The 24,386-nt window shown below is 30.1% G+C and carries 20 protein-coding genes and 3 tRNA genes; 13 read left to right on the forward strand and 10 right to left on the reverse strand.

Going from position 1 to position 24,386, the window contains the following annotated elements:
• The first annotated feature begins 83 nt into the window (after nt 1-83).
• On the forward strand, nt 84-1,169 hold the full coding sequence (gene dnaX / locus KK2020170_RS10320; RefSeq protein ID WP_221258256.1) for a DNA polymerase III subunit gamma/tau: 1,086 nt from the start codon (nt 84-86) through the stop codon (nt 1,167-1,169).
• Entirely contained in the window at nt 1,106-1,807 is a 702-nt protein-coding gene (locus tag KK2020170_RS13205; protein ID WP_255567313.1) for a DNA polymerase III subunit gamma/tau, read from the forward strand. The genes dnaX and KK2020170_RS13205 overlap by 64 nt, the downstream gene beginning before the upstream one ends.
• Here KK2020170_RS13205 and KK2020170_RS10330 read toward each other — a convergent pair.
• The 5 genes from KK2020170_RS10330 to KK2020170_RS10350 form a co-directional block, all read right to left on the reverse strand.
• Nucleotides 1,804-2,184, reverse strand: coding sequence for a methylglyoxal synthase (locus KK2020170_RS10330; protein ID WP_221258257.1), 381 nt, complete (start codon nt 2,182-2,184; stop codon nt 1,804-1,806). The two genes, KK2020170_RS13205 and KK2020170_RS10330, sit on opposite strands and share 4 nt — an antisense overlap.
• Nucleotides 2,185-2,250: 66 nt before the next feature.
• Nucleotides 2,251-3,102, reverse strand: a complete 852-nt coding sequence (locus KK2020170_RS10335) for an N-acetylglucosamine kinase (RefSeq protein WP_221258258.1) — start codon at nt 3,100-3,102, stop codon at nt 2,251-2,253.
• A 57-nt stretch (nt 3,103-3,159) separates the two neighbouring features.
• On the reverse strand, nt 3,160-4,167 hold the full coding sequence (gene gap, locus KK2020170_RS10340; protein WP_221258259.1) for a type I glyceraldehyde-3-phosphate dehydrogenase: 1,008 nt from the start codon (nt 4,165-4,167) through the stop codon (nt 3,160-3,162).
• Nucleotides 4,168-4,193: 26 nt separating this feature from the next.
• Nucleotides 4,194-5,180: a 6-phosphofructokinase gene (gene pfkA / locus KK2020170_RS10345; RefSeq protein WP_221258260.1), complete on the reverse strand. Its 987-nt coding sequence runs from the start codon at nt 5,178-5,180 to the stop codon at nt 4,194-4,196.
• A 124-nt stretch (nt 5,181-5,304) separates the two neighbouring features.
• Nucleotides 5,305-9,732 carry a translocation/assembly module TamB domain-containing protein gene (locus KK2020170_RS10350; RefSeq protein ID WP_221258261.1) on the reverse strand — a complete coding sequence of 1,476 codons (4,428 nt, stop codon included), beginning with the start codon at nt 9,730-9,732 and terminating at the stop codon, nt 5,305-5,307.
• Between the two features lie 177 nt (nt 9,733-9,909).
• Between KK2020170_RS10350 and tsaD the strand changes: the two genes are divergently transcribed.
• From tsaD to KK2020170_RS10395, 9 genes are all read left to right on the forward strand, one after another.
• Nucleotides 9,910-10,932, forward strand: a complete 1,023-nt coding sequence (tsaD, locus tag KK2020170_RS10355) for a tRNA (adenosine(37)-N6)-threonylcarbamoyltransferase complex transferase subunit TsaD (RefSeq protein WP_221258262.1) — start codon at nt 9,910-9,912, stop codon at nt 10,930-10,932.
• 29 nt (nt 10,933-10,961) lie between these two features.
• Entirely contained in the window at nt 10,962-11,666 is a 705-nt protein-coding gene (locus KK2020170_RS10360; protein WP_221258263.1) for a 16S rRNA (uracil(1498)-N(3))-methyltransferase, read from the forward strand.
• Nucleotides 11,667-12,305 carry a DUF4159 domain-containing protein gene (locus KK2020170_RS10365; RefSeq protein ID WP_221258264.1) on the forward strand — a complete coding sequence of 213 codons (639 nt, stop codon included), beginning with the start codon at nt 11,667-11,669 and terminating at the stop codon, nt 12,303-12,305.
• 2 nt (nt 12,306-12,307) lie between these two features.
• A complete protein-coding gene (locus KK2020170_RS10370; protein WP_221258265.1) occupies nt 12,308-12,814 on the forward strand; it encodes a TrmH family RNA methyltransferase in 507 nt (168 codons plus the stop codon).
• Between the two features lie 107 nt (nt 12,815-12,921).
• Entirely contained in the window at nt 12,922-13,878 is a 957-nt protein-coding gene (locus KK2020170_RS10375) for a zinc metalloprotease (RefSeq protein WP_221258266.1), read from the forward strand.
• A 55-nt stretch (nt 13,879-13,933) separates the two neighbouring features.
• Nucleotides 13,934-15,022, forward strand: coding sequence for an AI-2E family transporter (locus KK2020170_RS10380; RefSeq protein ID WP_221258267.1), 1,089 nt, complete (start codon nt 13,934-13,936; stop codon nt 15,020-15,022).
• Complete coding sequence (locus KK2020170_RS10385) at nt 15,022-16,200, forward strand: THUMP-like domain-containing protein (RefSeq protein ID WP_221258268.1); 1,179 nt, start codon at nt 15,022-15,024, stop codon at nt 16,198-16,200. The genes KK2020170_RS10380 and KK2020170_RS10385 overlap by 1 nt, the downstream gene beginning before the upstream one ends.
• A 2-nt stretch (nt 16,201-16,202) precedes the next feature.
• Nucleotides 16,203-16,766 (forward strand): hypothetical protein, encoded by a 564-nt coding sequence (locus tag KK2020170_RS10390; RefSeq protein ID WP_221258269.1) that lies wholly within the window; start codon nt 16,203-16,205, stop codon nt 16,764-16,766.
• 15 nt (nt 16,767-16,781) lie between these two features.
• Complete coding sequence (locus tag KK2020170_RS10395) at nt 16,782-17,795, forward strand: hypothetical protein (protein WP_221258270.1); 1,014 nt, start codon at nt 16,782-16,784, stop codon at nt 17,793-17,795.
• A gap of 35 nt (nt 17,796-17,830) precedes the next feature.
• Here KK2020170_RS10395 and KK2020170_RS10400 read toward each other — a convergent pair.
• From KK2020170_RS10400 to KK2020170_RS10410, 3 genes are all read right to left on the reverse strand, one after another.
• Nucleotides 17,831-17,904: transfer RNA gene (locus tag KK2020170_RS10400), tRNA-Arg, on the reverse strand.
• Nucleotides 17,905-18,055: 151 nt separating this feature from the next.
• Nucleotides 18,056-18,130 (reverse strand) — tRNA-Pro (locus KK2020170_RS10405).
• A gap of 9 nt (nt 18,131-18,139) precedes the next feature.
• Nucleotides 18,140-18,223: transfer RNA gene (locus tag KK2020170_RS10410), tRNA-Ser, on the reverse strand.
• Nucleotides 18,224-18,495: 272 nt separating this feature from the next.
• On the opposite strand from KK2020170_RS10410, the gene KK2020170_RS10415 reads away from it, so the two are divergent.
• Both KK2020170_RS10415 and KK2020170_RS10420 read left to right on the forward strand, forming a co-directional pair.
• Nucleotides 18,496-19,674, forward strand: coding sequence for an acetyl-CoA C-acyltransferase (locus KK2020170_RS10415; protein WP_221258271.1), 1,179 nt, complete (start codon nt 18,496-18,498; stop codon nt 19,672-19,674).
• 94 nt (nt 19,675-19,768) lie between these two features.
• On the forward strand, nt 19,769-20,530 hold the full coding sequence (locus tag KK2020170_RS10420) for a C40 family peptidase (RefSeq protein ID WP_221258272.1): 762 nt from the start codon (nt 19,769-19,771) through the stop codon (nt 20,528-20,530).
• A 57-nt stretch (nt 20,531-20,587) separates the two neighbouring features.
• Here KK2020170_RS10420 and KK2020170_RS10425 read toward each other — a convergent pair whose 3' ends face one another.
• Both KK2020170_RS10425 and gyrA read right to left on the reverse strand, forming a co-directional pair.
• On the reverse strand, nt 20,588-21,694 hold the full coding sequence (locus tag KK2020170_RS10425; protein WP_221258273.1) for a hypothetical protein: 1,107 nt from the start codon (nt 21,692-21,694) through the stop codon (nt 20,588-20,590).
• Nucleotides 21,695-21,747: 53 nt separating this feature from the next.
• A complete protein-coding gene (gene gyrA / locus KK2020170_RS10430; RefSeq protein WP_221258274.1) occupies nt 21,748-24,291 on the reverse strand; it encodes a DNA gyrase subunit A in 2,544 nt (847 codons plus the stop codon).
• Between the last annotated feature and the right edge of the window lie 95 nt (nt 24,292-24,386).

Genomic DNA, 24,386 nt, shown 5'->3' on the forward strand with positions numbered 1-24,386 from the left:
TTTTGCAAATATTCCACTTAATTTGGTTTTATAGACTTGCATTTTGGGTATTCTAAACTTATATTTGTTTTTCAAATATTTTTATGGAGCAATTTATAGTATCGGCTAGAAAATACAGACCTCAAACATTCAAAGATGTTGTAGGTCAGAAAGCTATTACTAACACTTTACTTAATGCTATTGAGAATAATCACCTTGCACAAGCCTTATTGTTTACAGGACCTAGAGGTGTTGGAAAAACAACCTGTGCTCGTATTTTAGCTCGAAAAATTAATCAAGAAGGTTATGACGACCCAAACGAAGATTTTTCATTCAATGTTTTTGAATTAGATGCCGCATCTAACAACGGAGTTGATGATATTCGAAATATTATAGACCAAGTTAGAATACCTCCACAGACAGGAAAATATAAGGTCTATATTATTGACGAGGTTCATATGCTTTCTCAAGCAGCTTTTAATGCCTTTCTTAAAACATTAGAAGAACCGCCAAGACATGCAATCTTTATACTTGCAACTACTGAAAAACATAAGATTTTACCAACGATACTTTCTCGTTGTCAAATATTTGATTTTAAAAGAATTACTGTTAACGACGCTAAAGAACACTTAGCAGATATTGCTAAAGAACAAGGAGTTTCTTTTGAAGATGATGCTTTGCATATTATTGCTCAAAAAGCTGATGGCGCTATGCGTGACGCTCTTTCTATTTTTGATAGGGTTGTATCTTATTGTGGTAATAATTTAACACGTCAGGCTGTAACTGAAAACTTAAATGTTTTAGATTTTGAATATTATATTAGAATGACTGATTTAATTTTGGAAAATAAAATTCCAGAATTATTAATGGCATATAATGATATTTTAGCAAAAGGTTTCGACGGACATCATTTTATTGCTGGTTTAGCTTCTCACTTTAGAGATTTATTAGTTTGTAAAAATCCTACAACATTAGTTTTGTTAGAAGCTGGTGAACATGCTCAAAATTTATATCGTGAACAATCTCAAAAAACTTCACATGATTTTTTATTAAAAGGCATTGAACTAGCTAACGAATGTGATTTAAAATATAAAGTTTCTCAAAATCAACGACTTTTAGTCGAATTATGCTTAATGCAGTTAGCCTCTATCACTTTCGATGGAGAAAAAAAAAAGTTGAGTCATTTATAATTCCTGCCACACATTTTAGAAATTCTAGCTATTCTATTACTGAAGTAAAACCAAAAGTTGAAACTCCAAAAATAGAAGCCTCTTCTCCAATAGAAAATTTAGCAAAAGAAGAAGTTGTTTTAGAACCACAAAAGGAAGTACCTCAAATTAATTTACCGAAAGTTGAACTTAATAAAGGTCAGAGAGTTTCTGCATTTTCTTTGGCAAGTATCAAAGCTAAAAAAGAAATTGAAGCCCAACAGAAAAATCAGTATAAACATCTCGACGAACTTCCAAGAGAAAAATTCTCTGAAACAGACATGCTTTTAGTTTGGAATAAATTCACTCAAAAACTGAATGACCAAGGTAAAAAGTTAATGGCAACGTATATGCAAATGAATGATCCAAAATTAAAAGGAACAGTTATTGAATTAGAGTTGCCAAATGAAAGCACTAAAGAAGAATTTTTAACTGGTGCCAATGAATTACTTGGCTATTTACGTGGTAAACTTCACAATCACGATATTACAATTGAAGTTGAAGTTAATGAAGTTACAGAAAATCGTTATGCATTTACACCAGAAGAAAAATACAATAAATTAAAGGAAATAAATCCTAATCTTGATTTATTGAAAAAGCTTTTTGATTTAGATGTTTAATCAACACTCAAAGCATTTAACAATAATTGTGCAGTAGCCTCATTCGTAGCTAAAGGTACGTTATGAACATCACAAATTCTAATTAACATACTAATATCGGGCTCATGTGCATGACTTGAGTTTGGATCTTTAAAAAATAAAACCATTTTTGTTTTACCTTCAGCTACACGCGCTGCAATTTGAGCATCGCCACCAAGTGGACCTGACAACATTTTTTTTACCTTTACTCCTATTTGTTCAACTTTTCCGCCTGTTGTACCTGTAGCAATAATCTTGATATTTTCAGCAAACAATAATTTTTTATTTTTATTTATAAACTGAACCATCTCAGCTTTTTTTCCATCATGTGCAATTATTGCTAATTCAAATGTTTTCATAAACTAATTAATATAGTACAAAAATAAAGATTCCCGATTAAAAATCGGGAATCTCAAGGTGGTTGTTTATTTGTTTAGTATATGATACTCTATTAAACCATCGATAGGCCTTCTTAAAACTCGACCTAATTTAATATTGTGTTTACCTAAAATTTCTTTTAATTCATCTTTTAAGTAAAAAGCGATTGAACCAACAAAATGCACCGGTATTTCGTAGCAATTTTCAAATTGCTTAATATAATTTTCTACAAAAGCTTCCATTTCAAAGTTTATGTAGGCTTTACAAAAATCAGTGTCTTTATGTTTTATTAAAAACTTAGCAAAAGTTGCTAAATAAGCATTAGGATTAGGTTCTTTGTAAAGTTTATTTTTAATAAAATCAGCATCTACATTAAATTCAACTTCAAATTCTTTAGCTAAATCACTTGGCATTTTATTAAAATAATAACCTCGTATTAAATGGCGACCAAAACGATTGCCACTACAATCATCCATTGCAATATACCCTAAAGACTGTACTTTTTGGTGTAAAACTTTTCCATCAAAATAACTACAATTTGATCCTGTTCCTAAAATAGAAACAATTGCTTCTTCATTCTTAGGAGTTGTTGCATAAACAGCTGCATAAGTATCTTCATTAACAGAAACTACTGCATTAACAAAATATTCTTGAAAAACTTGGGTTAAAAAATTTTTCATTCGATCAGTTCCACAACCTGCACCATAAAAGTATAAGTGTGTAGCTTTTGTTTTATTGTGAGAAATGTCAAACTTTTCGTTTAATCTTTTAATTATTTCCTCTTTTGATAAAACTTCAGGATTTAAGCCTAAAGACTGAGTCGTAAAAAAAACTTTTCCTTCTTCATCTAGAGCAATCCAATCGGCTTTTGTTGAGCCACTATCTACTAATAATCTCATTATTGGGGGAATTAAAAAATCCTCTAACAAAACCACATATGTTAGAGGATTAAATTATTATAATGCAGAAATATGAACTGCCAAATCAATTAATTTACTAGAGTATCCATATTCGTTATCATACCAAGATACTAATTTGAAAAATGTAGAATTTAATCCAATTCCAGCATTTGCATCTACAATTGAAGTTCTTGAGTCTGAAACAAAATCTTGAGAAACAACTAAATCTTCAGTATAACCTAAAATTCCTTTCATTGAAGTTTCAGAAGCTTCCTTTAAAACTTTCATGATTTCTTCGTAAGAAGTTTCTTTAGCAACTTTTACTGTTAAATCCACTACAGAAACATCAGCAGTGGGAACACGCATCGACATACCTGTTAATTTTCCGTTTAATTCTGGAATTACTTTCCCAACAGCCTTTGCAGCTCCTGTAGATGCAGGAATGATGTTTAATAAAGCAGCTCTACCACCACGAAAATCTTTTCTTGAAGGACCATCAACTGTTAATTGAGTTGCTGTAGTTGCGTGAACGGTTGTCATTAATCCTTCTACAATACCAAAGTTATCATTAATAACCTTTGCTAAAGGTGCTAAACAGTTTGTAGTACATGATGCATTAGAAACAATAGTGTCAGCAGCAGTAGCTTTATCATGATTTACCCCCATAACAAACATAGGTGCGTCTGCAGAAGGTGCAGAAATTACAACTTTCTTTGCTCCTCCTTTAATGTGAGCTTCAGCAGTTGCCAAAGTAGTAAATATACCTGTACATTCTGCAACGATATCTACATCTACTTTTTCATCATCCCATTTTATTTGAGTAGGATCTTTTTCTGCAGTTACTCGGATAAATTTATCATTTACATAAAGTTGACCATCTTTAACTTCAACCTTACCTTTAAAATTTCCGTGAACTGAATCGTATTTTAATAAATAAGCTAAATGTTCAACATCTAATAAATCATTTATTGCAACAACTTCTACATTATCTCTATTAAATGATTCTCTAAAAACAATACGACCTATTCTACCAAAGCCGTTAATTCCTAATTTTACTTTTGACATTTTTAATATAAATTTTTAATTTATTTTTAAGTAGACATAATATCTGAAACTCTTAAAAGTTCTTTATCTACTTCTGTACTTCCTTTTATTGCTTGTTCTAATGGTGTTAATGCAACTTTGTCGTTGATTAGTCCTACCATATAATTTGATTTACCTTCCAATATAGATTCCACTGCTTTTACACCTAATCGTGATGCTAAAACTCTATCGAAACATGAAGGTGCGCCACCTCTTTGCATATGGCCTAAAACAGAAACACGCACATCATATTCAGGCATATTTTCTTCAACATATTCTTTAAGTTCAAATACATTCTTACCTATTTTATCTCCTTCAGCTACTACAACTAAACTAGAAGATTTACCTGAATTTTTACTTCTTTCTAAAGATTCTAATAATCGTTCTAGACCTAAATCTTCTTCAGGAATTAATATTTCTTCTGCTCCAGCTCCAATTCCAGCATTTAAAGCAATGTGTCCAGCATCTCTTCCCATTACTTCAACAAAAAATAAACGGTTATGTGAACTAGCGGTATCTCTAATTTTATCGATTGCCTCAACAACTGTATTTAAAGCAGTATCATACCCTAAAGTGTGACTTGTACCATAAATATCATTATCGATTGTACCTGGAATTCCCATAACTGGAATGCCAAATTCTCTATTAAAAATTTCAGCCCCCGTAAAAGAACCATCTCCTCCAATAACAACAAGAGCATTTACTCCTTTATTTTTTAAATTTTGAAAAGCCTTTTCTCGACCTTCTTTTGTGCGAAACTCATTTGATCTTGCTGATTTTAAAATAGTCCCACCTTTATTGATAATATCTTTAACAGATCGAGCACCCATTTCTTTGAAATCATTTTCAATCATCCCTTGGTATCCTCTGTAAACACCAATACATTCAACATTATGAAAAGCACAAGTTCTTACTACTGAACGAATTGCAGCATTCATTCCTGGAGAATCTCCACCTGATGTTAAAACTGCTATTTTTGATATTTTTTCAGTCATTTTTATTATTTATATGTAAATTTAATAAAGGAATTTTAATAAATTATAAGTTTTTGTAGGGATAAATTAAATTTTATTCGATTCAAACGTTTTCGTTGATAACTTTTTTGCAAAAAAAATAATTCTACTCTATTTCTGGTACTTTTTGCACTTCTTCTTCTTTAGCATCAGAAGACTTTTTAACCTTACGTTCGTTAATAAAATTTATATAATCTGGAGAAAATTCAGAATCTGGAGTTTGATCCGATTGATTATCGTTTTCTTCTTTCTTTTTCTTTTGTTTTGCAAATACGTTTTGAATCAATTCTTTAAAAGTATCAAAATCAACTGTATAGGTAATTCCTAAACCTTGTGTATATCCAATACCATTACCTATGTAATTAATATCATTTTCTCTATTAAAGACATGGGCTTTTAAAGTACCTTCATCATTCAACTGCATTTGAATCTCAACATTACCAACCAAAACAGATTCGGTAACACCTCCTACAGGAACTCCTACTTTACCATTGATTGATATTTTATCATTGATTTGTGTTGCCAAAGTGACACCTACTCTATCTGAAATTTGATTTAATCTATCGCCTTGACTGTAATCTACACCTAGTTGAAGTTTACTATCTTCATCTGAGAAAATATCACTAAATAAAGAACTTGCTCTTTCAAATAGAGGTCCATAAGCTGCATTACCCGCATTTTCAGGTGTCATAAAGGAACCAGTTGATAATAAAGCTAAAGCTTGAGTTTGACGTTTGTCTTTATTTTGTAATTGATAATCAATTTCACTTTTCATTACAGAACTTACATTCGGAAAATCAATATTGAAATCGGGTTCAGGATTACTTAAGTTACCATTAATCAAAATTGACACATTAGTATCTACTTTTCGGTTAAAGGAAGCACTCTCAAGTAAAACTCCTGGATTAGCTTGAGTATTGTAAACCGCTTCTAAATTCAAAATAGCATTCATTGGTTCTCCTTCCCAACGAATTGTACCACCTCTTTTAACGATAAACTTTTTATCAATTAATCCTCCATATTTGAATCTGTAATCTCCTTCTTCAACGATAAAGTCACCATACATTAAAAACTTTCCTAAAGTGTTTATTTCCATTTTCATAGAACCATACCCACGACCTTTCATGGCGTGACCAGAGTTTCTATCTAAGATTACTTCAATTTCTGCATCTGTATCTATATCAAAATCAAAATCTAATTCAATTCCTTTGTATTTGTTGTCAAGAGTGACTATACCTCTATCTTTATTATACTTTTCTTGGTAAGAAATAAAATTTATAAAAGAATTATCGCCTATTTCTTCAGCATCACTTACAGGTATTTTTATTGAAGTTCCTTTTTCAGATTCACCAGCTACTTTTACTACCAAGGCATTTGTTGGTCCTTTAATAGAAGCGTTACCATTTAAAAAAGCTGTTCCATAATAGTAAACGTCATCATCATCCTTTGTATCTAAGGCTAAAATGTTATTAGATTTTACCTCTAAATCTATTTCCCAATTATCAAAAGCTTCATGTCGAACATTTCCGTTCAAAATACCAGATGTATTATATTTACTATCTGTTACTTTAATATTTCTAAATAAAAATTGGTGTTCAGTAACATCAACTATAGCATCTTTTTCAAAATCGTAATCTGTGTTTAAATAAGGTATTGTTAAACCCGATTTATCAAGATAAAGTCTACCATCAATTTCAGGGCTCGTAATGCTTCCTTTTATGGTAGCTCTTCCAGTAGCTTCTCCTCTTACATTTGAAACTATATCAGTAAGTAAAGGCCCAAATGGTGCTAATTGAAATTCATCTAAACCAGCAATTAAATCCAAGTTGGTTTGATTATTTATAAAACCAACATCTCCATTCAAATAAAAGGATTCATTTCCATCTTGTTCAATTGATGAATTGACTTTAAATTTACTAAAGGCATCATTTCCTTCAATATTTAAAGCAAAATTACCAATCGGGTATTTGTTTATTTTTAAACTGTCGATAGTAAGATTAGATTGCGGTTTGTATATTTCTTTATTTTGCTTTAAAGAAGCAAATCCATTTAACTTACCATTAAAGTGTAGACTATCAACGGCTGGAATTATTTTTTCTAAATCTACATCGTGAAAACTTAGATTTAAATCTTTATAAGTTGAATCTTTTAAAGCACCAAAGAAACTCATTTTTTGATCTTTATGAGATAAACTTATCTTTTCAAAATTAAATTCTTTTAAATCCTTTGTAAATACTATTTTATTATCCTTAGATTCTTTTTCATTAATAAACCATAAATAATCTCTAAGTTTAACTTCAGATTTTTTAAACCCTACGATAGACTTTTTAGTACTATCTATAGTATGATATAAGTTTAATGAATATTGATCTTGATTTTTACTTCCACCATTAAACTCCGTTCTCACAAATAATGTGTCATTTAGAGTTAAATTAATTAAATTAAAATCTGAAATTTTATATCGATTAAATCGTAAACTATCCATAACAACATAAGTGTTGTATAAAGGGTTTTTATTATCGATATCTATTTTAACATTGTCAAATTTTCCATTAAAAGCAAGAATATTTGGCGATGAAAAATCCAATTCAAACTTACCTAAATCAGCATTAATCTTACCTTTGATTTTAGTGTTTTCGGCAATAGATACATTTGGAACAAAAATTTCTATAATCTTATTATGTATGGTAAAATTAAAATCTAAAAACTGTCCATTCTCTAATTCATTAGGTGTATAATTAGCATATAAACTTCCAACCGCATTTTCAACTATATCTGAAAGCTGATTAATTTTATACTTACCAACCACTGTTCCAGTTACAATATCAGGTGAATTAACGAAAATAGTTCTAACCATATTTTCGTCGAAAGAAGAGTTTATATTGAAATCAGTAAAGAAATACTGTTTTTTATTATTCTGATAGGAAACATTTTTCAAATTTAAAACGCCTTCTAAATCATCAAAAGAATTTCCTTTAGCATTCATGCTTATATTTCCCTTAAAAATAGAAATAGAATCATTTTTATTGAAGTTTAATACCGCTAAATCTGCATAATCAATATACGAATTAAAGTCGTAGGTTTTAATCTTTGAACTTAAATCTAAAAGACCTTTAAAGTCCATGCGAAGATTCGGATCGTTACTATTTAAATAACCTTTAAAATAAGGCATTTTCATAGTTCCGTCGATCTCTATATTGGTATAATTATAATTATTAAAAAATATTTTTTGAACTTTTCCTTTAACTGCAGTGTTTAAAAATTTTTGTGTAAACCCTTGACCATCAACATCTACTTGAGCAGTAACCTTACCAAAGTTATTGTCATTTAATAGAACTCCTACATTGAAATCTTTTAAATCTAATTCTCCTTGATACGTTGCATTGTCAATATTTCCTAAATCTTGAATAGATAAATCAGCATCAACAATTCCTAAATTAGAAACAACAAAAATATCTGAGTTAATATATTCATCTGTTAACTCAACATCACCACTCAAATTAACTGTACCTAATTTTTCAAGTGAAGTAGGAAGGTTTTCGCCTAAAATTCTTGGTAAAATACTTCCCAAATCATTATAGGTTGAAGTTACTCTATCAAAATTTCCAGTTATATAAAAAGATTCGTCTTTTTTAAATAAATTTTTAAAAGTAATGTTTCCAATTATCTCTGATTGGTTTTTATCCAAAAGTTTAAGATTGTGTGTAGTGAAATTATTTAAAGTACCTTTTAAATTAGTATTTAGATAAAATACATTGTCTTTACCAAATTCATCATAGAAGTAATTTAAATCATTAGAAGAAATTGAAATATTTTCTAATTGAGCATCCCAATTAACTTTGTTATTGAAATCTGAAAAATCTTCGCGCTTATATAAAAGCTCTACTCTACCTTTTACATGAGATTCTTTAGAAACAGCATCAAGATTTTCAAGTAAAATATTTTTCTTAGTATACGTAAAATTTGAAGTAAGTTTTTGAACATCTAAACCTCGGTGATCATGAAAACTAAGTCTTTCGATGTAAGTATTTACATCGGGTCCTTTTATAAAAAAATCGTTAAGTTTCCCGTTAAGATTTGTAAAATCTAATAATTTTGGATTGTTTAGATTTTCATCAATATATCTAAACCTACTATCAAATACATCAAAGGTAGTTACCTTCATTCTAAACTTCCCAGATGAAGGACTTCCATCATCAAAAGCAGCTACAAATTTATCTAGATTAGTTTCACCTTCTCCCTTATATTCTTGCAATTTTGCATCTAAACCGTGAATAGTAACATCGCCTAAATAAGGATGACCGTCTTTATACAGTGCTTTAAGATTTAGAATTGAAGTGTTCAATTTCTGAATGTAAAAAAGCGTGTCTTTATGATGATCCCTAATTAAAACATCACCTAATTTTACTGTACCAAATGGAGATATTGCAATCTTATCAATAGTCAGATCCGTACCAAACTCTTCATTTAAATTATCTGTAGCTATTCTACCAAGTTTAGTTTGAACAAATGGTAACGATAATATGATAGCCATAAAAAGTAAAAACAGCAATAGAATAATCACTGTTCTGATAAATATTTTCTTTATTTTTTTGATAGTGCTAATATTTCGTAAATTTGCTCTTGATTATTTGTAATCACAATTAACAAAAATAAGGATTTTTGTAAGATTATTACAACTGTTAGCACGCAATTTTCGTGCCTTTTTTTTATGAAAGAGAATAAAATTTACACTTTAGCAATTGAAAGTTCGTGTGATGATACTTCAGCAGCCATTTTATGCAACGATAAAGTATTATCAAATATTGTAGCAAGACAAGCTATACATGAAGAATATGGTGGTGTTGTACCCGAATTAGCTTCTCGTGCTCATCAACAAAATATTGTTCCTGTTGTAGACGTTGCCATTAAAAAAGCTGGAATTTCAAAAGAAGATCTTAACTGTATTGCTTTTACGCAAGGTCCAGGATTAATGGGGTCGTTATTGGTAGGCGGTTCTTTTGCTAAGTCATTGAGTATGGCCTTAGATATTCCACTTGTAGCTGTAAATCACATGAAAGCTCATATTTTAGCACATTTTATTGATGAAGAAGGTTTTGACAAACCTACTTTTCCTTTCTTGGCTTTAACTATAAGTGGCGGACATACACAAATTGTTAAAGTCAATAGTTTTTTCGATTTAGAAATTATTGGAGAAACTACAGATGATGCTGTTGGTGAAGCGTTTGATAAATCGGCTAAAATATTAGGTCTTCCCTATCCTGGCGGACCATTAATTGATAAATACGCACAAGAAGGAAATCCGAAAGCTTTTCAGTTTACAAAACCCAAAGTAGATGGTTTAAACTTCAGTTTCAGTGGATTAAAAACGCAGATTTTATATTTTATTCAGAAGAATGTAAAAGAAAACTCTAATTTTATTGAGGAAAATAAGGCGGATATTTGTGCTTCTATTCAGCATACCATTATTCAAATTTTAATGGATAAATTAAAGTTAGCCGTAAAGGAAACTGGAATTAATCAAATAGCAATTGGTGGTGGAGTTTCTGCAAACTCAGGAATTCGTAAAACATTAAAAGAAGCTGAATCAAAATATGGTTGGAAAACCTATATTCCAAAATTTGAATATACAACAGACAACGCAGCAATGATAGGAATCGTTGGTTATTATAATTTTTTAGAAAATAATTTCAGCACAAACAATGTTGTTTCAAAAGCACGAATTAAATTCTAAATTCGTAATTATAAATTCGTAATTTTCACATGCAATTATTCTATAATTCTGAAATAAAAAACACCGATTCTTCTTTCGTTTTCGACAAAGAAGAAAGCAAGCATATAGTTAAAGTTTTACGTAAAAAAGAAAGTGATAAAATATTTATAACAAATGGATTAGGTTTTTTATTTATTTCAGAAATAAGTTTAGCTTCTGACAAAAAATGTGAAGTTAAAATCTTAGAAATTCAAAAATTTGAAAAACCAAAATACAACCTTCATATTGCGGTTGCTCCAACAAAAATGAACGACCGATTCGAATGGTTTTTAGAAAAAGCAACTGAAATTGGTATTCAAGAAATCACACCTATTATATGTGAACATTCTGAACGAAAAGTGTATAAAATTGATAGAGCTGAGAAGATAATTCAATCAGCGATGAAACAATCCAATCAGTTTTATTTGCCTAAAATAAATGAACCCGTTTCATTTAAAGAATTTATTGCAAATACAAATTGCGAGAATAAATTTATTGCGCATTGTGTTGAAACTGAACGCAAAGAATTGAAAGAAAGTGTGAAACCAGGTGGAAATTACGTAATTTTGATTGGTCCCGAAGGTGATTTTTCTGAAAATGAAATTGAATTAGCTTTAGCAAATAATTACAAAGCGGTTTTATTAGGAAATACACGTCTTCGTACAGAAACTGCAGCTTTAGTAGCTTGTCATACAGTTGCTTTAATTAATGAATAAATGAGAAGAATATATATTTTATTTCTGATTTCTTCTTTCTTTGGATTTTCCCAAGAAATAGCGCTATTAAAATACTCTGGTGGTGGCGATTGGTATGCAAATCCTACATCTTTGCCTAATTTAATTCAGTTTTGCAATCAAAATATTAATACAAATATTAATTCAAAACCTGCAACAGTTTCTGCAGAGAGCAATGAACTTACTTCCTACCCTTTTGTACACATGACAGGACATGGAAATGTTGTTTTTAGCCCAAATGAAGTAATTAACCTTAGAAATTACTTACTTTCTGGTGGTTTTTTACATATTGACGATAATTATGGTATGGATGAATACATTAGAAAAGAAATAAAAAAACTCTTTCCAAACCAAGATTTAGTTGAAATTCCGCAAAATCATCAAATTTTTCAAAAACCCTATAATTTTCCGGATGGTTTGCCAAAAATTCACGAACATGACAAAAGTAGACCTCAAGCTTTTGGAATCTTTATTGAAAATCGATTGGTTATACTCTATACTTTTGAATGTGATTTAGGCGATGGCTGGGAAGACAAAGAAGTTCATAAGGATCCAGCGGATGTTCGTTTAAAAGCTTTACAAATGGGAGCTAATATTTTAAATTACGTTTTCAACAATTAATTTTGGAACAATTAGATCACTTCACTACAGAATTTCAGGCTCGCAAATTTCCAATAACAGTTATTTGTGATGAAGTCTATTTTCAACAAAACATTGGAAGTATTTTTAGAGTATGTGAAGCTTTTGGTGTAGAAAAAATCATTTTTACAGGTAAAAATTTTATACTTTCAGAAAGAAAAGTCAATAAAACATCTAGAAATACACATAAAATTGTTCCGTACGAAATCTATTTAAACAAAGAAGAACTTCTATCTTATTTGCAAAACTCTAATGCTGAGATAATTGCACTTGAAATAACTTCTAAAAGCAAACCGATTGAGAATGTTCAACTCAATTCAAAACCTATTATTTTAATTATTGGAAGTGAAATTTATGGTGTTTCAAAAGAATTACTTTCAGTTTGCAATCAATCGGTACACATTCAAATGTTTGGAAAAAACAGTAGCATGAATGTAGTACAATCGCTTGGAATTTCTTTATATGAATTAACTAAAATCCTGAATAAATAATATTTTTTTAACAAATTTGTTAAAAAAGTTTGTTTTGTAACAAATTTATTATTAGAATTGTGTACTGCTGTTAACCAAAATTTTATAACCAATTAATTATTTTAATTATGAAAAAAATTTTGTTAGCGGTCTCTATCTTGACCTTGGTGTTTTCATGTTCAAAAGAAGAAAACACAAATCCTGAAAATTCTCAAGCTAATACATTAGCCAAAGAAAGGCATTGCGCTTCTCATGATGTTTTAGAAATGCAATTAAAAGAAGATCCTGGGTTTGCACAAAAAATCGCAGACATTGAAAGTTTTACTGAAAATGCAATTCTTCAAGGTAAAGCTGCAAATATGGGTACAATAACAATTCCTGTTGTTGTAAATGTTTTGTATAGAACTTCTTCTGAAAATATTTCTCAATCTCAAATTCAATCTCAGATAGATGCTTTAAACAAAGATTTTAATGCTGCAAATAATGATTTCAATCAAGTTCCAGCTATATTTTCGGGAGTTAAAGCTAATGTAGGCGTTACATTTGTTTTAGATGCTGTTAAAAGAAAGCAAACAAGCAAATCATCTTGGGGTACTCGTGATGCTATGAAAAAAACAAAGCGTGGAGGTATAAATCCAACTTCACCTAATACAAAATTGAATATTTGGGTTTGTACTATTGGTGGTGGAATCTTGGGTTATGCGCAATTTCCAGGAGGAAGTTCTTCTACTGATGGTGTAGTAATAGATTCTAGATATTTTGGAACAACTGGAACTGCAACAGCTCCTTTTAATAAAGGTAGAACAGCAACTCATGAAGTGGGCCACTGGATGAATTTAAGACATATTTGGGGTGATACAAATTGTGGAAATGATTTTGTTATTGATACCCCTACACATAATACAGCTAATTATGGTTGCCCTTCTTATCCTCATTATTCAACTTGTTCTGGAAATCCAGTTGAAATGACAATGAATTATATGGATTATACTGACGATGCTTGTATGTACATGTTTAGTGAAGGTCAAAAAAATAGAATGCTTGCAGTTTTTGCACCAGGCGGACCAAGAGCTTCCTTTAATTAATAAAGTTTATTCTTAATAAAACTCGCTTATTCAAGCGAGTTTTTTATTTTTGTGTATGACATCTAAAGAACTTTCAAACGGACTTTTAAGAACTATTGCAATTTTATCAGCAATTGCTTTAGTTTTTTTCTTAATCTACAAACTGTCTTCTATTATAGTTTACCTAATAGTTTCAGTTCTTTTTACTCTTTTAGGTAATCCAATTGTTCGATTTTTAGAAACTAAATTAAAGTTTAAAAACACGCTTGCTGTTGTTACAACTTTAATTCTTTCTATATTATTAATTACTGGAATTGTAATGCTTTTTGTTCCGTTAATTCTTTCTCAAGGAGAAAATTTATCGCTTTTAGATGTTGATAAAATGGAACAAAATTATAATGAGTTAGTAGAGTCGTTAGATGGATTTTTGATTGGTCATGGATATAACTTATCCTCTATTCTATCCGATTCAAATTTATTTTCACATTTAAATTTAAATTTCATTCCCAATATTTTCGGCTCTATTGTAAATATAATTGGTAATTTCGGAATGGGTTTAGCTTCGGTTTTATTTATTTCTTTTTTCTTTTTAAAAGACAAAGAGATTTTATTCAACAATTTCCAATCAGTTTTACCTAAGAATCAAAAGGATAGAATTCTAAATTCAATTTCAAAAATCTCAAATCTTTTATCACGATATTTCGGAGCATTATTAGCGCAATTAAGTATTATCATGATTTTGTACTTAATTCTGTTTTTAATTTTCGGAGTTGAAAATGCTTTTATAATAGCACTACTTTGCGCTATTTTAAATGTAATTCCATATTTAGGTCCGCTTTTAGGAATGATTGTCGCCTTAACGCTAATTTTATTAAGCGGAATTGGACTTGAAAATTTTTCCGATATTCTTCCTAAAACAATTTACGTTTTCATAGGAATGGTAGTTGTTCAGTTAATCGACAACAATTTTACCCAACCTATTTTGTTTTCAAAAAGTACAAAATCTTCTCCATTAGAAATTTTCTTGGTTATTTTAGCATCGGGAACGCTTTTTGGTGTTGTTGGAATGATTGTAGCCGTACCAACTTATACAGCAATTAAAGTAATAGCTAAAGAATTTTTACCAAACAATAAAATCGTTAAAACGTTAACAAAAGAAATATAATGGACCATTTACTTTTGTTAAAAAACGAAGTTCAAGATTTTATCAATGCCAATTTAAATTCGAATATATTAGAATTAGCATTGAAAAAAAATCCTTTATCTGATATTCCTTATTCATTATTAATAGAACAAATTGCCGCAAAACAAAAGGCTAAAATTAAATTACCAACATGGTTTACTACTGAAAATATAATTTATCCTTCTAAAGTTTCTGTTGAACAGACTTCCTCAGAAAAAACAGCAGCATACAAAGCTTCATTGGTTAGCGGAAATTCGTTAATTGATTTATCTGGCGGATTTGGTATTGATGATTATTATTTTGCTAAAAACTTTCAAAATGTAATGCATTGTGAAATAAACGAAGATTTATCTCAAATAGTTGCTCATAATTACAAACAACTAAATGTTTCTAATATTGAATGTTTTGCAGGAAATAGTTCGGAAATTCTAAAAGAAATAAATCAAAAGTTCGATTGTATTTACATTGATCCTTCACGAAGAAACGATGCAAAAGGAAAGGTTTTTATGCTCAAAGATTGCGAACCAAATGTTCCTGAACTTTTAGATTTTTATTTTACTTTTTCTAATAAAATAATCATAAAAACTGCTCCAATACTTGATATTCAAGCGGGTTTAAGCGAACTGAAATTTGTCAAAAACATTCATATTGTAGCTTTAGAGAACGAGGTAAAAGAATTGCTTTGGGAAATTGAAAGAGACTTTACCAGTGAAATTTCAATTGTTACTATAAACATTGAAAAAGATACTATTCAACGATCAAAAATTTTAATTAGCGACGACAAGCATTCAAAATATTCATTGCCACAAAATTATTTATACGAACCAAATGCTTCCCTTCTTAAATCAGGTAAATTTGAAAGTATTGGTACTTTATTCAAAATAAACAAGTTACACCAACATTCCCATTTATATACTTCTGAAAATTTAGAAGGTTTTCAAGGTAGAAAATTCAAAATAATCAATTGTCTTCCTTTTGATAAAGAAGTAGGAAAAAAATACCTTTTAAAACAGAAAATGAATGTTGCTACGCGAAATTTTCCGTTAAAACCAGAAGACATTAAAAAGAAATTTAAAATTACCGATGGTGGAACAGTTTTTGCTTTCTTTACTACAAATTTAGATAATCAAAAAATAGTTTTACTTTGCGAAAAAATTTAATCATGAAATTCATCTACATACTTTTACTTTTCCCTTTATTCTCATTAGCTCAAATCAATTGTAAATATGACATTGAAGAAAAAACAGATTCTACGTATTTAAAAGTTTTACCCGAAAAAGTAATGTATGAAAGAGTTTTTGGTGATTCTAAAGAATTTATTCAATTTTCGCTAATTAACAATAATGGAATTCCAACACTTCACGTGCAATTAATAGAAAAAAGCAGTTTATTTCTTTCAGCTAAGTGTTTCGATTTAAATTCGAAAATCGTTTTACAATTAAATAATGGAAAATTTATAACGCTAAAATCTATCTCTGATAATACATGTTCTGTTTTTGGATATGATGAAAAAGAAAAAGCTAATTTTAGAATTTTAGACGGATACTTTGTTTTTACCAAAACCAATTATGAAGAATTGAAGTCCTCTCCTATTTCGGTTATGCGTTTACAATATGTAGGCGATAAAAAAGATTATAATATAAAGTCTGATTTGGCTTCTGAAATAACAAAATTGAATTATGCACCAAGTTATTATTTTATCGATTACTTGAAGTGTGTGGAGTAAATTTATATGGTAAATATGCTTAATAAAAATAGAAATATACTTGTCGATATTAAAGATTCCAAAATACTTTTTTTAACAGGAGGAAAATCAATAGTTTCTTCAATGTCTGAAGTTATTACTCATAAGGATAATATTTTAAAAATTCAATTTTCTTCTGCCCCAGATAATATTTTATTAAAAGAAGTTTCATTACTTATTAAAAAAAATCCTCATATTAATTTGAGATTCTATGGTAATTATTCAGAAGATCAAATAAAATGGGAATTTTTGAGCGAAATTGAAGGGTTAAATATTGACTTATGGGAAACTAAAAATTTAAATGAAATTAAAAATTTAAAGAATTTAAAAAGGTTAGGAATTACAAAAAACGTAAAATCTTCAGTATCATTAAAAATTATTGAAAACCTTAAAGAATTAGAAATACTTTTCACTTCTATATCTAAAGATATCGAAGCGATAGGAGATTTAAAAAAAATAAATCTTCTAAGTCTTAGTGAAATTAAAACTAATGATTTGAGCTTTTTATCTAATAATATAAATTTATCTAAACTTTTTATTTCACTAGGCTCTATAAAAGATATAAGTGGAATTTCAAAGCTTAAAAACTTAAATACTTTATCAATTCACCAATTAAAACAATTTGATGAAAATGCGGCAAATTCATTAATATCTAACAATAGTTCTATTGAAAATTTAGAGTTAATGAATTTAGTGAACTTGTCTAATTTTGAATTTATATCAAATTTTAAAAATTTAATAACATTAAATCTTGAAGGACTTAAAAAAATAAAATCTTATAGCGATTTAGGAAAAAATAATAATTTAAAAGTTTTATCTGGTTTTGATTGTCGTCCAATTGACAAATCTTTAAAAGGATTAGAAAATATAAATTCAATAAAATTAGGAGACTCCTATTCAAAATCTGAAATTGAAACTTTTTTACCAAATTTTAAAGGTGAGAACTTATGGATTAGAGGAAAACAAATTCGTGGAATTAATATTTTTGGTGGAAGATTTTCAATAATATAAAAAACAAAAAAGCCTAGCAAATGCTAGGCTTTTTGTGATCGCGCCAGGATTCGAACCTGGGACCTACTCATTAGAAGTGAGTTGCTCTATCCAGCTGAGCTACGCAACCATTACAGGCTTAAAATCCTGTTTGTCTTTTATAAAGTTACAAAATTTTCAGGATTATATATCCTAAAAAGGTAACTATGCAAATTAAAACGTTGCTTTAATTTTTTACTAGAAAGTAAACTTTCTGATAAAAAATCACAACACTTTATTTGTCGGGGTGGCAGGATTCGAACCTGCGACCTCCTGGTCCCAAACCAGGCGCGATGACCGGGCTACGCTACACCCCGAAAAGAAAGCGGAGAGACAGGGACTCGAACCCTGGCGACAGTTACCCGTCGACAGATTAGCAATCTGCTCCGTTACCACTCCGGCACCTCTCCTTTAATCTTAATGTATAAAAGAACTTATCTTTTTTGCGGTTGCAAATGTAGGATATCCAATTCGTTTTTACAACATTTTTGCTTATTTTTTCAAATAAATTTTAGCACTAATTCCCGAAAATATTAAATTTCAACAACATAGCTTATTATTTTTTTAAAAAAAAACTACAATTACACAATTCAAAACATTTGAAAAGGGATTTCTTACACTAAAATCAAAAAGTTTCCAATTAAAATAGTAAATTCGCAAAACGAAAATAAATATCACAATCATGAGTAAAAAAGTCGTAATAGTTTCTGCAGTTCGTACCCCAATGGGAAGTTTTATGGGAGCTTTATCTAGCGTTCCAGCAACTAAATTAGGAGCAACTGCCATTAAAGGAGCTTTAAATAAAATTAATTTAGACCCAAAAGAAGTTGATGAAGTTTTAATGGGGAATGTTGTTCAAGCAGGTAACGGACAAGCACCAGCGCGTCAAGCAGCTATGTTTGCCGGTCTTCCAGACACTGTACCATGTACAACTGTAAATAAAGTTTGTGCTAGTGGAATGAAAGCGGTTATGCAAGGTGCTCAAGCAATTGCAAATGGTGATGCTGATGTAATTGTTGCTGGTGGTATGGAAAACATGAGTTTAATTCCTCATTATGTTCATTTAAGAAACGGTGTAAAATTTGGTCCTGCAACTATGGTAGACGGTCTTCAAAAAGACGGCTTAACAGATGCTTACGACAATAATGCTATGGGGGTTTGTGCTGACTTATGTGCGACTGAACATAATATTTCAAGAGAAGAACAAGATCGTTACGCTATTCAATCATATACACGTTCTGCTGCGGCTTGGGATGCTGGTAAATTCGATGCTGAAATTGTTCCAGTTGAAGTTCCACAAAGACGTGGTGATACAATCATCGTTAATAAAGATGAAGAATTTACAAACGTAAAATTAGATAAAATACCAGCTTTAAGTCCAGTTTTTACAAAAGATGGAACAGTAACTGCTGCAAATGCTTCAACGATTAACGATGGTGCGGCTGCTTTAGTTCTAATGAGTGAAGAAAAAGCAAATGCTTTAGGTTTAAAGCCTTTAGCTTACATAAAATCTTTTGCAGATGCTGCACAAGAACCTAAATGGTTTACAACTGCACCAGCAAAAGCATTACCAAAAGCTTTAGATAAAGCAGGTATTTCAATTAGCGATGTAGATTATTTCGAATTTAATGAAGCTTTTTCTGTTGTAGGTTTAGCTAATGCTAAGATCTTAGGATTAACAGAAGATAAAGTGAACGTAAACGGAGGAGCAGTTTCTTTAGGTCACCCTCTAGGATGTTCAGGCGCCAGAATTATCGTTACTTTAATTAGTGTTTTAAATCAAAACAATGGTAAAGTTGGAGCTGCTGCAATTTGTAATGGTGGTGGTGGTGCTTCTGCAATTGTTATCGAAAGAGCTTAAAAATAATTATGAGTTGTGAATTATTAATTATGGATAGCGTTTCTGTTTGTAGTTAATAATTCATAATTCTAATTTTTAATTCATAATTCATTTAATGTTTGGTATTTGCAATCTTGCTATAGTTCCGGTTAGACTTGAACCTTCTGATAGAAGTGAACAAGTTACGCAACTTCTTTTTGGCGAACATTTTACAATTTTAGAACAACAACAAAAGTGGTCTAAAATTAAAATTACATTCGATAATTACGAAGGATGGATTGACAACAAGCAATACCAAGAAATTTCTGAAAAACAATTTAATTCATTAAATGAAATCCCTATTGTTTTAAGTGCTGATTTAATTGAGTTTATTTCAAGTCCAAAAAATGAATTATTACCTATTTCTATTGGTAGTTCACTTTCTTTTTTAAATGATGATTCAATTAATATCAATAATTTTTCGTTTGAAGGCATACGAACTTGCGGTATTAAACCAAAATCGGATTTAGTTAAAACAGCTTATATGTATTTAAATGCTCCTTATTTATGGGGCGGAAAAACACCTTTTGGAATAGATTGTTCTGGTTTTACTCAAATGGTTTACAAACTAAATGGATACAACCTTTTAAGAGACGCCTCACAACAAGCTACACAAGGAGAAGTATTAAGTTTTATAGAAGAAAGTGAACCTGGAGATTTAGCCTTTTTCGATAATGAAGATGGAAATATTATACATGTTGGAATAATGTTAGATAATAATTACATTATTCATGCTTCAGGAAAAGTAAGAATTGACAGGCTAGACCATTTAGGTATTTATAATGCTGAAACAAATAGACATACTCATAAACTTAGAGTTATAAAAAAAATAGTTTAAACAAAAAATCCCAACTTAAAAGCTGGTATTTTTTGTTATCTAATAACTTCAAAAAAACTACTTTATAGTTGATGCTTTATCATTCATTCCTAACATCTCATAGGACATTTTTAATAAAGCTTTAGTATTTTCATCAGCTGAATTTATAGAATAAGCTTTTTCAAAATTAGGTAATGCCTTTTTGAAAATTTCTTTTCTCTCCGCCATTAATTCATCAAATTTTGCTTTATTATCTCTGTTTGCATTAATTTCATCTACTAATTTTTGATCATCTTTTAACATATCATAACCTTCATTAAAATAAATTCTAAAAGCCTCCTTTTTTAAATCAGCATCATTAGGATTAAGCGCTAAAGCTTCTTCTATATTCTTTTTAGCCTTATTCATATTTCCATTATGAGAAGAAACTAAAGCTAACATTTTATATACCTCAGGTTTTTTTAATGAAACTTTTTCGTCTCTAGGCTTTTCATGAGTTCCCATAGCAATTGCTTTTACTCTAGCATCTCTATTAGGAAAAGTTTCTTCATTATCATTAGCTTTGTTCTTTGCATAATAAATTATTCCTTTATTCAAATAATCACTATTCTTATATTCATCATACATTTTTTCTGCTAACTTATAATCTTGAGCCTGTACAGCAGAAACCGATGCATTGTCAAGTTGTTGTCCTTCATTTTCTTTATCAAAAAGATACAACATATAAAATAACGATGATGCTTCTTTAAATTTAGAGGCATTATAAGCATTATTTGCAAATGACTGAAGCGATGCTTTAAACATTTGTTCTTCTTGAATTAAGTCATCGTAATATATTTTTTTACCAGATTTAATTTCAAAATCTTTAGTTTCACGAATAACATTTCCATATTCAATAACAAATTCAGGATTGTACATTTGAAGTTGATCTTGAATTGTTGCCTTATCTCCTTTAGATGCTAAAACAACAGTTGGGTACATTGTTTTGTAAAATTTAGCATAAACTACATCAGATTCTTCTTTAGCAATTGAAGACAATGCATCACTTGCCGCTTTATATTCAATTAAATCCTTTTCAGAAATTGTATTCTTAGAATATATTTTTTTTAACGTTTTTAATTCATCTTTTTGTGCAAAAGTTAAAGTTGAAATAGCTAAAGCTAAAACTAAAAGTATTTTTTTCATTAGGTTTACTTTTTTAAAAATTAAAAAAAGCCCAAAAAGTTTGGGCTTAGTATTTATTCTTGAGTTTCGTTATTTTCAGTTGAATCAATCTCTGGAGTGTTTTCCTCTCCTTCTAATATTTCCTCAGATTCATCTTCACGTAAAACTTTGGTAACAGCAGCAATTGAGTCAGTCCCTTTGATGTTAATTAAACGTACTCCTTGCGTAGCTCTACCCATTACACGTAAATCATCAACACGCATTCTAATGGTTAATCCAGATTTGTTGATAATCATTAAATCATCATCATCTGTTACCGCATTAATTGCGATTAATTGACCTGTTTTTTCGGTAATATTTAAAGTTTTAACACCTTTACCTCCACGGTTTGTTATACGGTATACATCTTCGCCATCTTCATCAACTAATAAAGTACGTTTACCATAACCATTTTCAGTAACTACTAAAATTTGAGATTCGTTAACTTTATCTCTATCAATAGAAATCATTCCAATTACTTCATCTTTTTCATCAGCTAAAGTAATTCCACGAACTCCTGAAGCTGTTCTTCCCATCGGACGTGTTTTCTCTTCTTCGAAACGAACTAATTTACCAGATTTAACTGCTAATAAAACTTGACTGTTTCCAGTAGTTAATTTTGCTTCTAATAATTCGTCATCTTCTTTGATAGTAATTGCATTAATACCATTTTGTCGCGGACGTGAATATTGTTCAAGCGGAGTCTTTTTAACTTGACCTTGCTTAGTAGCCATAATCACGAAATGATTATTTACATATTCCTCATCTTTTAAGTCCTGTGTACAAATGAATGCTTTTACTTTATCATCTGGTTCAATATTGATGATATTTTGAATTGCTCTTCCTTTACTTGCTTTTGTTCCTTCTGGAATTTCAAATACACGCATCCAGAAACATTTTCCTTTTTGCGTAAAGAACATTAAATATTGGTGGTTTGTCGCCACAAATAAATGCTCTAAGAAATCCTGATCTCTTGTAGCCGCACTTTTTTGTCCAACTCCTCCTCTATTTTGAGTTTTGTATTCTGATAAAGAAGTACGTTTAATATAACCTGCATGAGAGATAGTGATAACCACAGATTCATCGGCAATTAAATCTTCAATACTTACATCGCCACCTGCATATTCAATTTGAGAACGACGACCGTCTCCATACTTATCTCTAATTTCAGCTAATTCGTCTTTAATTACTTGCATACGCATTTCTTTGTTTGCTAATAATTCTTTTAAATACGTAATTAACTTCATTATCTCATCATATTCAGCTCGTAGTTTATCTTGTTCAAGACCTGTTAACTGGCGTAAACGCATCTCAACAATTGCTCTTGCTTGAATTTCTGACAATTTAAAGCGCTCCATCAATTTACCTCTTGCCTCTTCTCCATCTTTAGATGAACGAATTAAAGCAATAACTTCATCAATATTATCTGAAGCAATAATTAAACCTTCTAAAATATGAGCACGTTCTTCTGCTTTGCGTAAATCAAATTGAGCTCTTCTTGTTACTACATCATGACGATGTTCAACGAAATAATGAATTAACTCTTTTAAATTTAGTAATTGCGGACGTCCGTTTACTAATGCGATGTTATTAACACTGAAAGAAGACTGTAACTGCGTATATTTATAAAGAGTATTTAAAACCACATTTGGAACAGCATCTCGCTTTAATTCATAAACGATACGCATACCATTTCTATCCGATTCATCTCGAATAGTTGAAATCCCTTCAATTTTTTTATCGTTAACTAAATCAGCCGTTTTCTTAATCATATCGGCTTTGTTAACTTGGTAAGGAATTTCAGTTACAATAATAGCCTCACGACCATTTGATTCTTCAAAACCAGCTTTAGCACGCATTACAATACGACCACGACCCGTTTTAAAAGCTTCTCTTACACCTTCGTAACCATAGATAATACCACCAGTTGGAAAATCTGGAGCTTTTACATGATTTATTAACTCATCTATTTCGATATCATTATTGTCAATATATGCTAAAGTTCCATCAATAACTTCTGTTAAGTTATGTGGAGGCATATTTGTTGCCATACCAACAGCAATACCAGAAGCACCATTGATTAATAAGTTAGGAACACGAGTTGGCAAAACTTTAGGCTCTTCTAATGAGTCGTCAAAGTTTAACTGAAAATCAACAGTTTCTTTCTCAATATCAGCAAGCATTTCTTCTGATATTTTCTTCATTCTAGCCTCCGTATAACGCATCGCTGCAGGACTATCTCCATCAATCGAACCAAAGTTACCTTGTCCATCAACCATTAAGTAACGTAAACTCCATTCTTGAGCCATACGAACCATAGTATCATATACTGATGAATCTCCGTGTGGGTGATACTTACCTAACACTTCTCCAACGATTCTCGCTGATTTTTTATAAGCACTATTAGAGCGAATTCCTAATTCGTGCATTCCAAACAATACTCTTCGATGTACGGGTTTTAATCCATCTCTAACATCAGGAAGCGCTCTCGAAACAATAACCGACATCGAATAATCGATGTAAGCTGATTTCATTTCATCTTCAATGTTAATAGGAATTAACTTTTCTCCTTCAGACATAAGTATTTATATTTAATTTATCTTCATTTGTTAAACGTGCCAATATACGGCTTTTTGCACTTTTCACTAAGTGTTTTTAATGGTTTTTTGATTTT

The organism is Flavobacterium okayamense (assembly GCF_019702945.1).
GTDB classification, from domain to species: Bacteria; Bacteroidota; Bacteroidia; order Flavobacteriales; family Flavobacteriaceae; genus Flavobacterium; species Flavobacterium okayamense.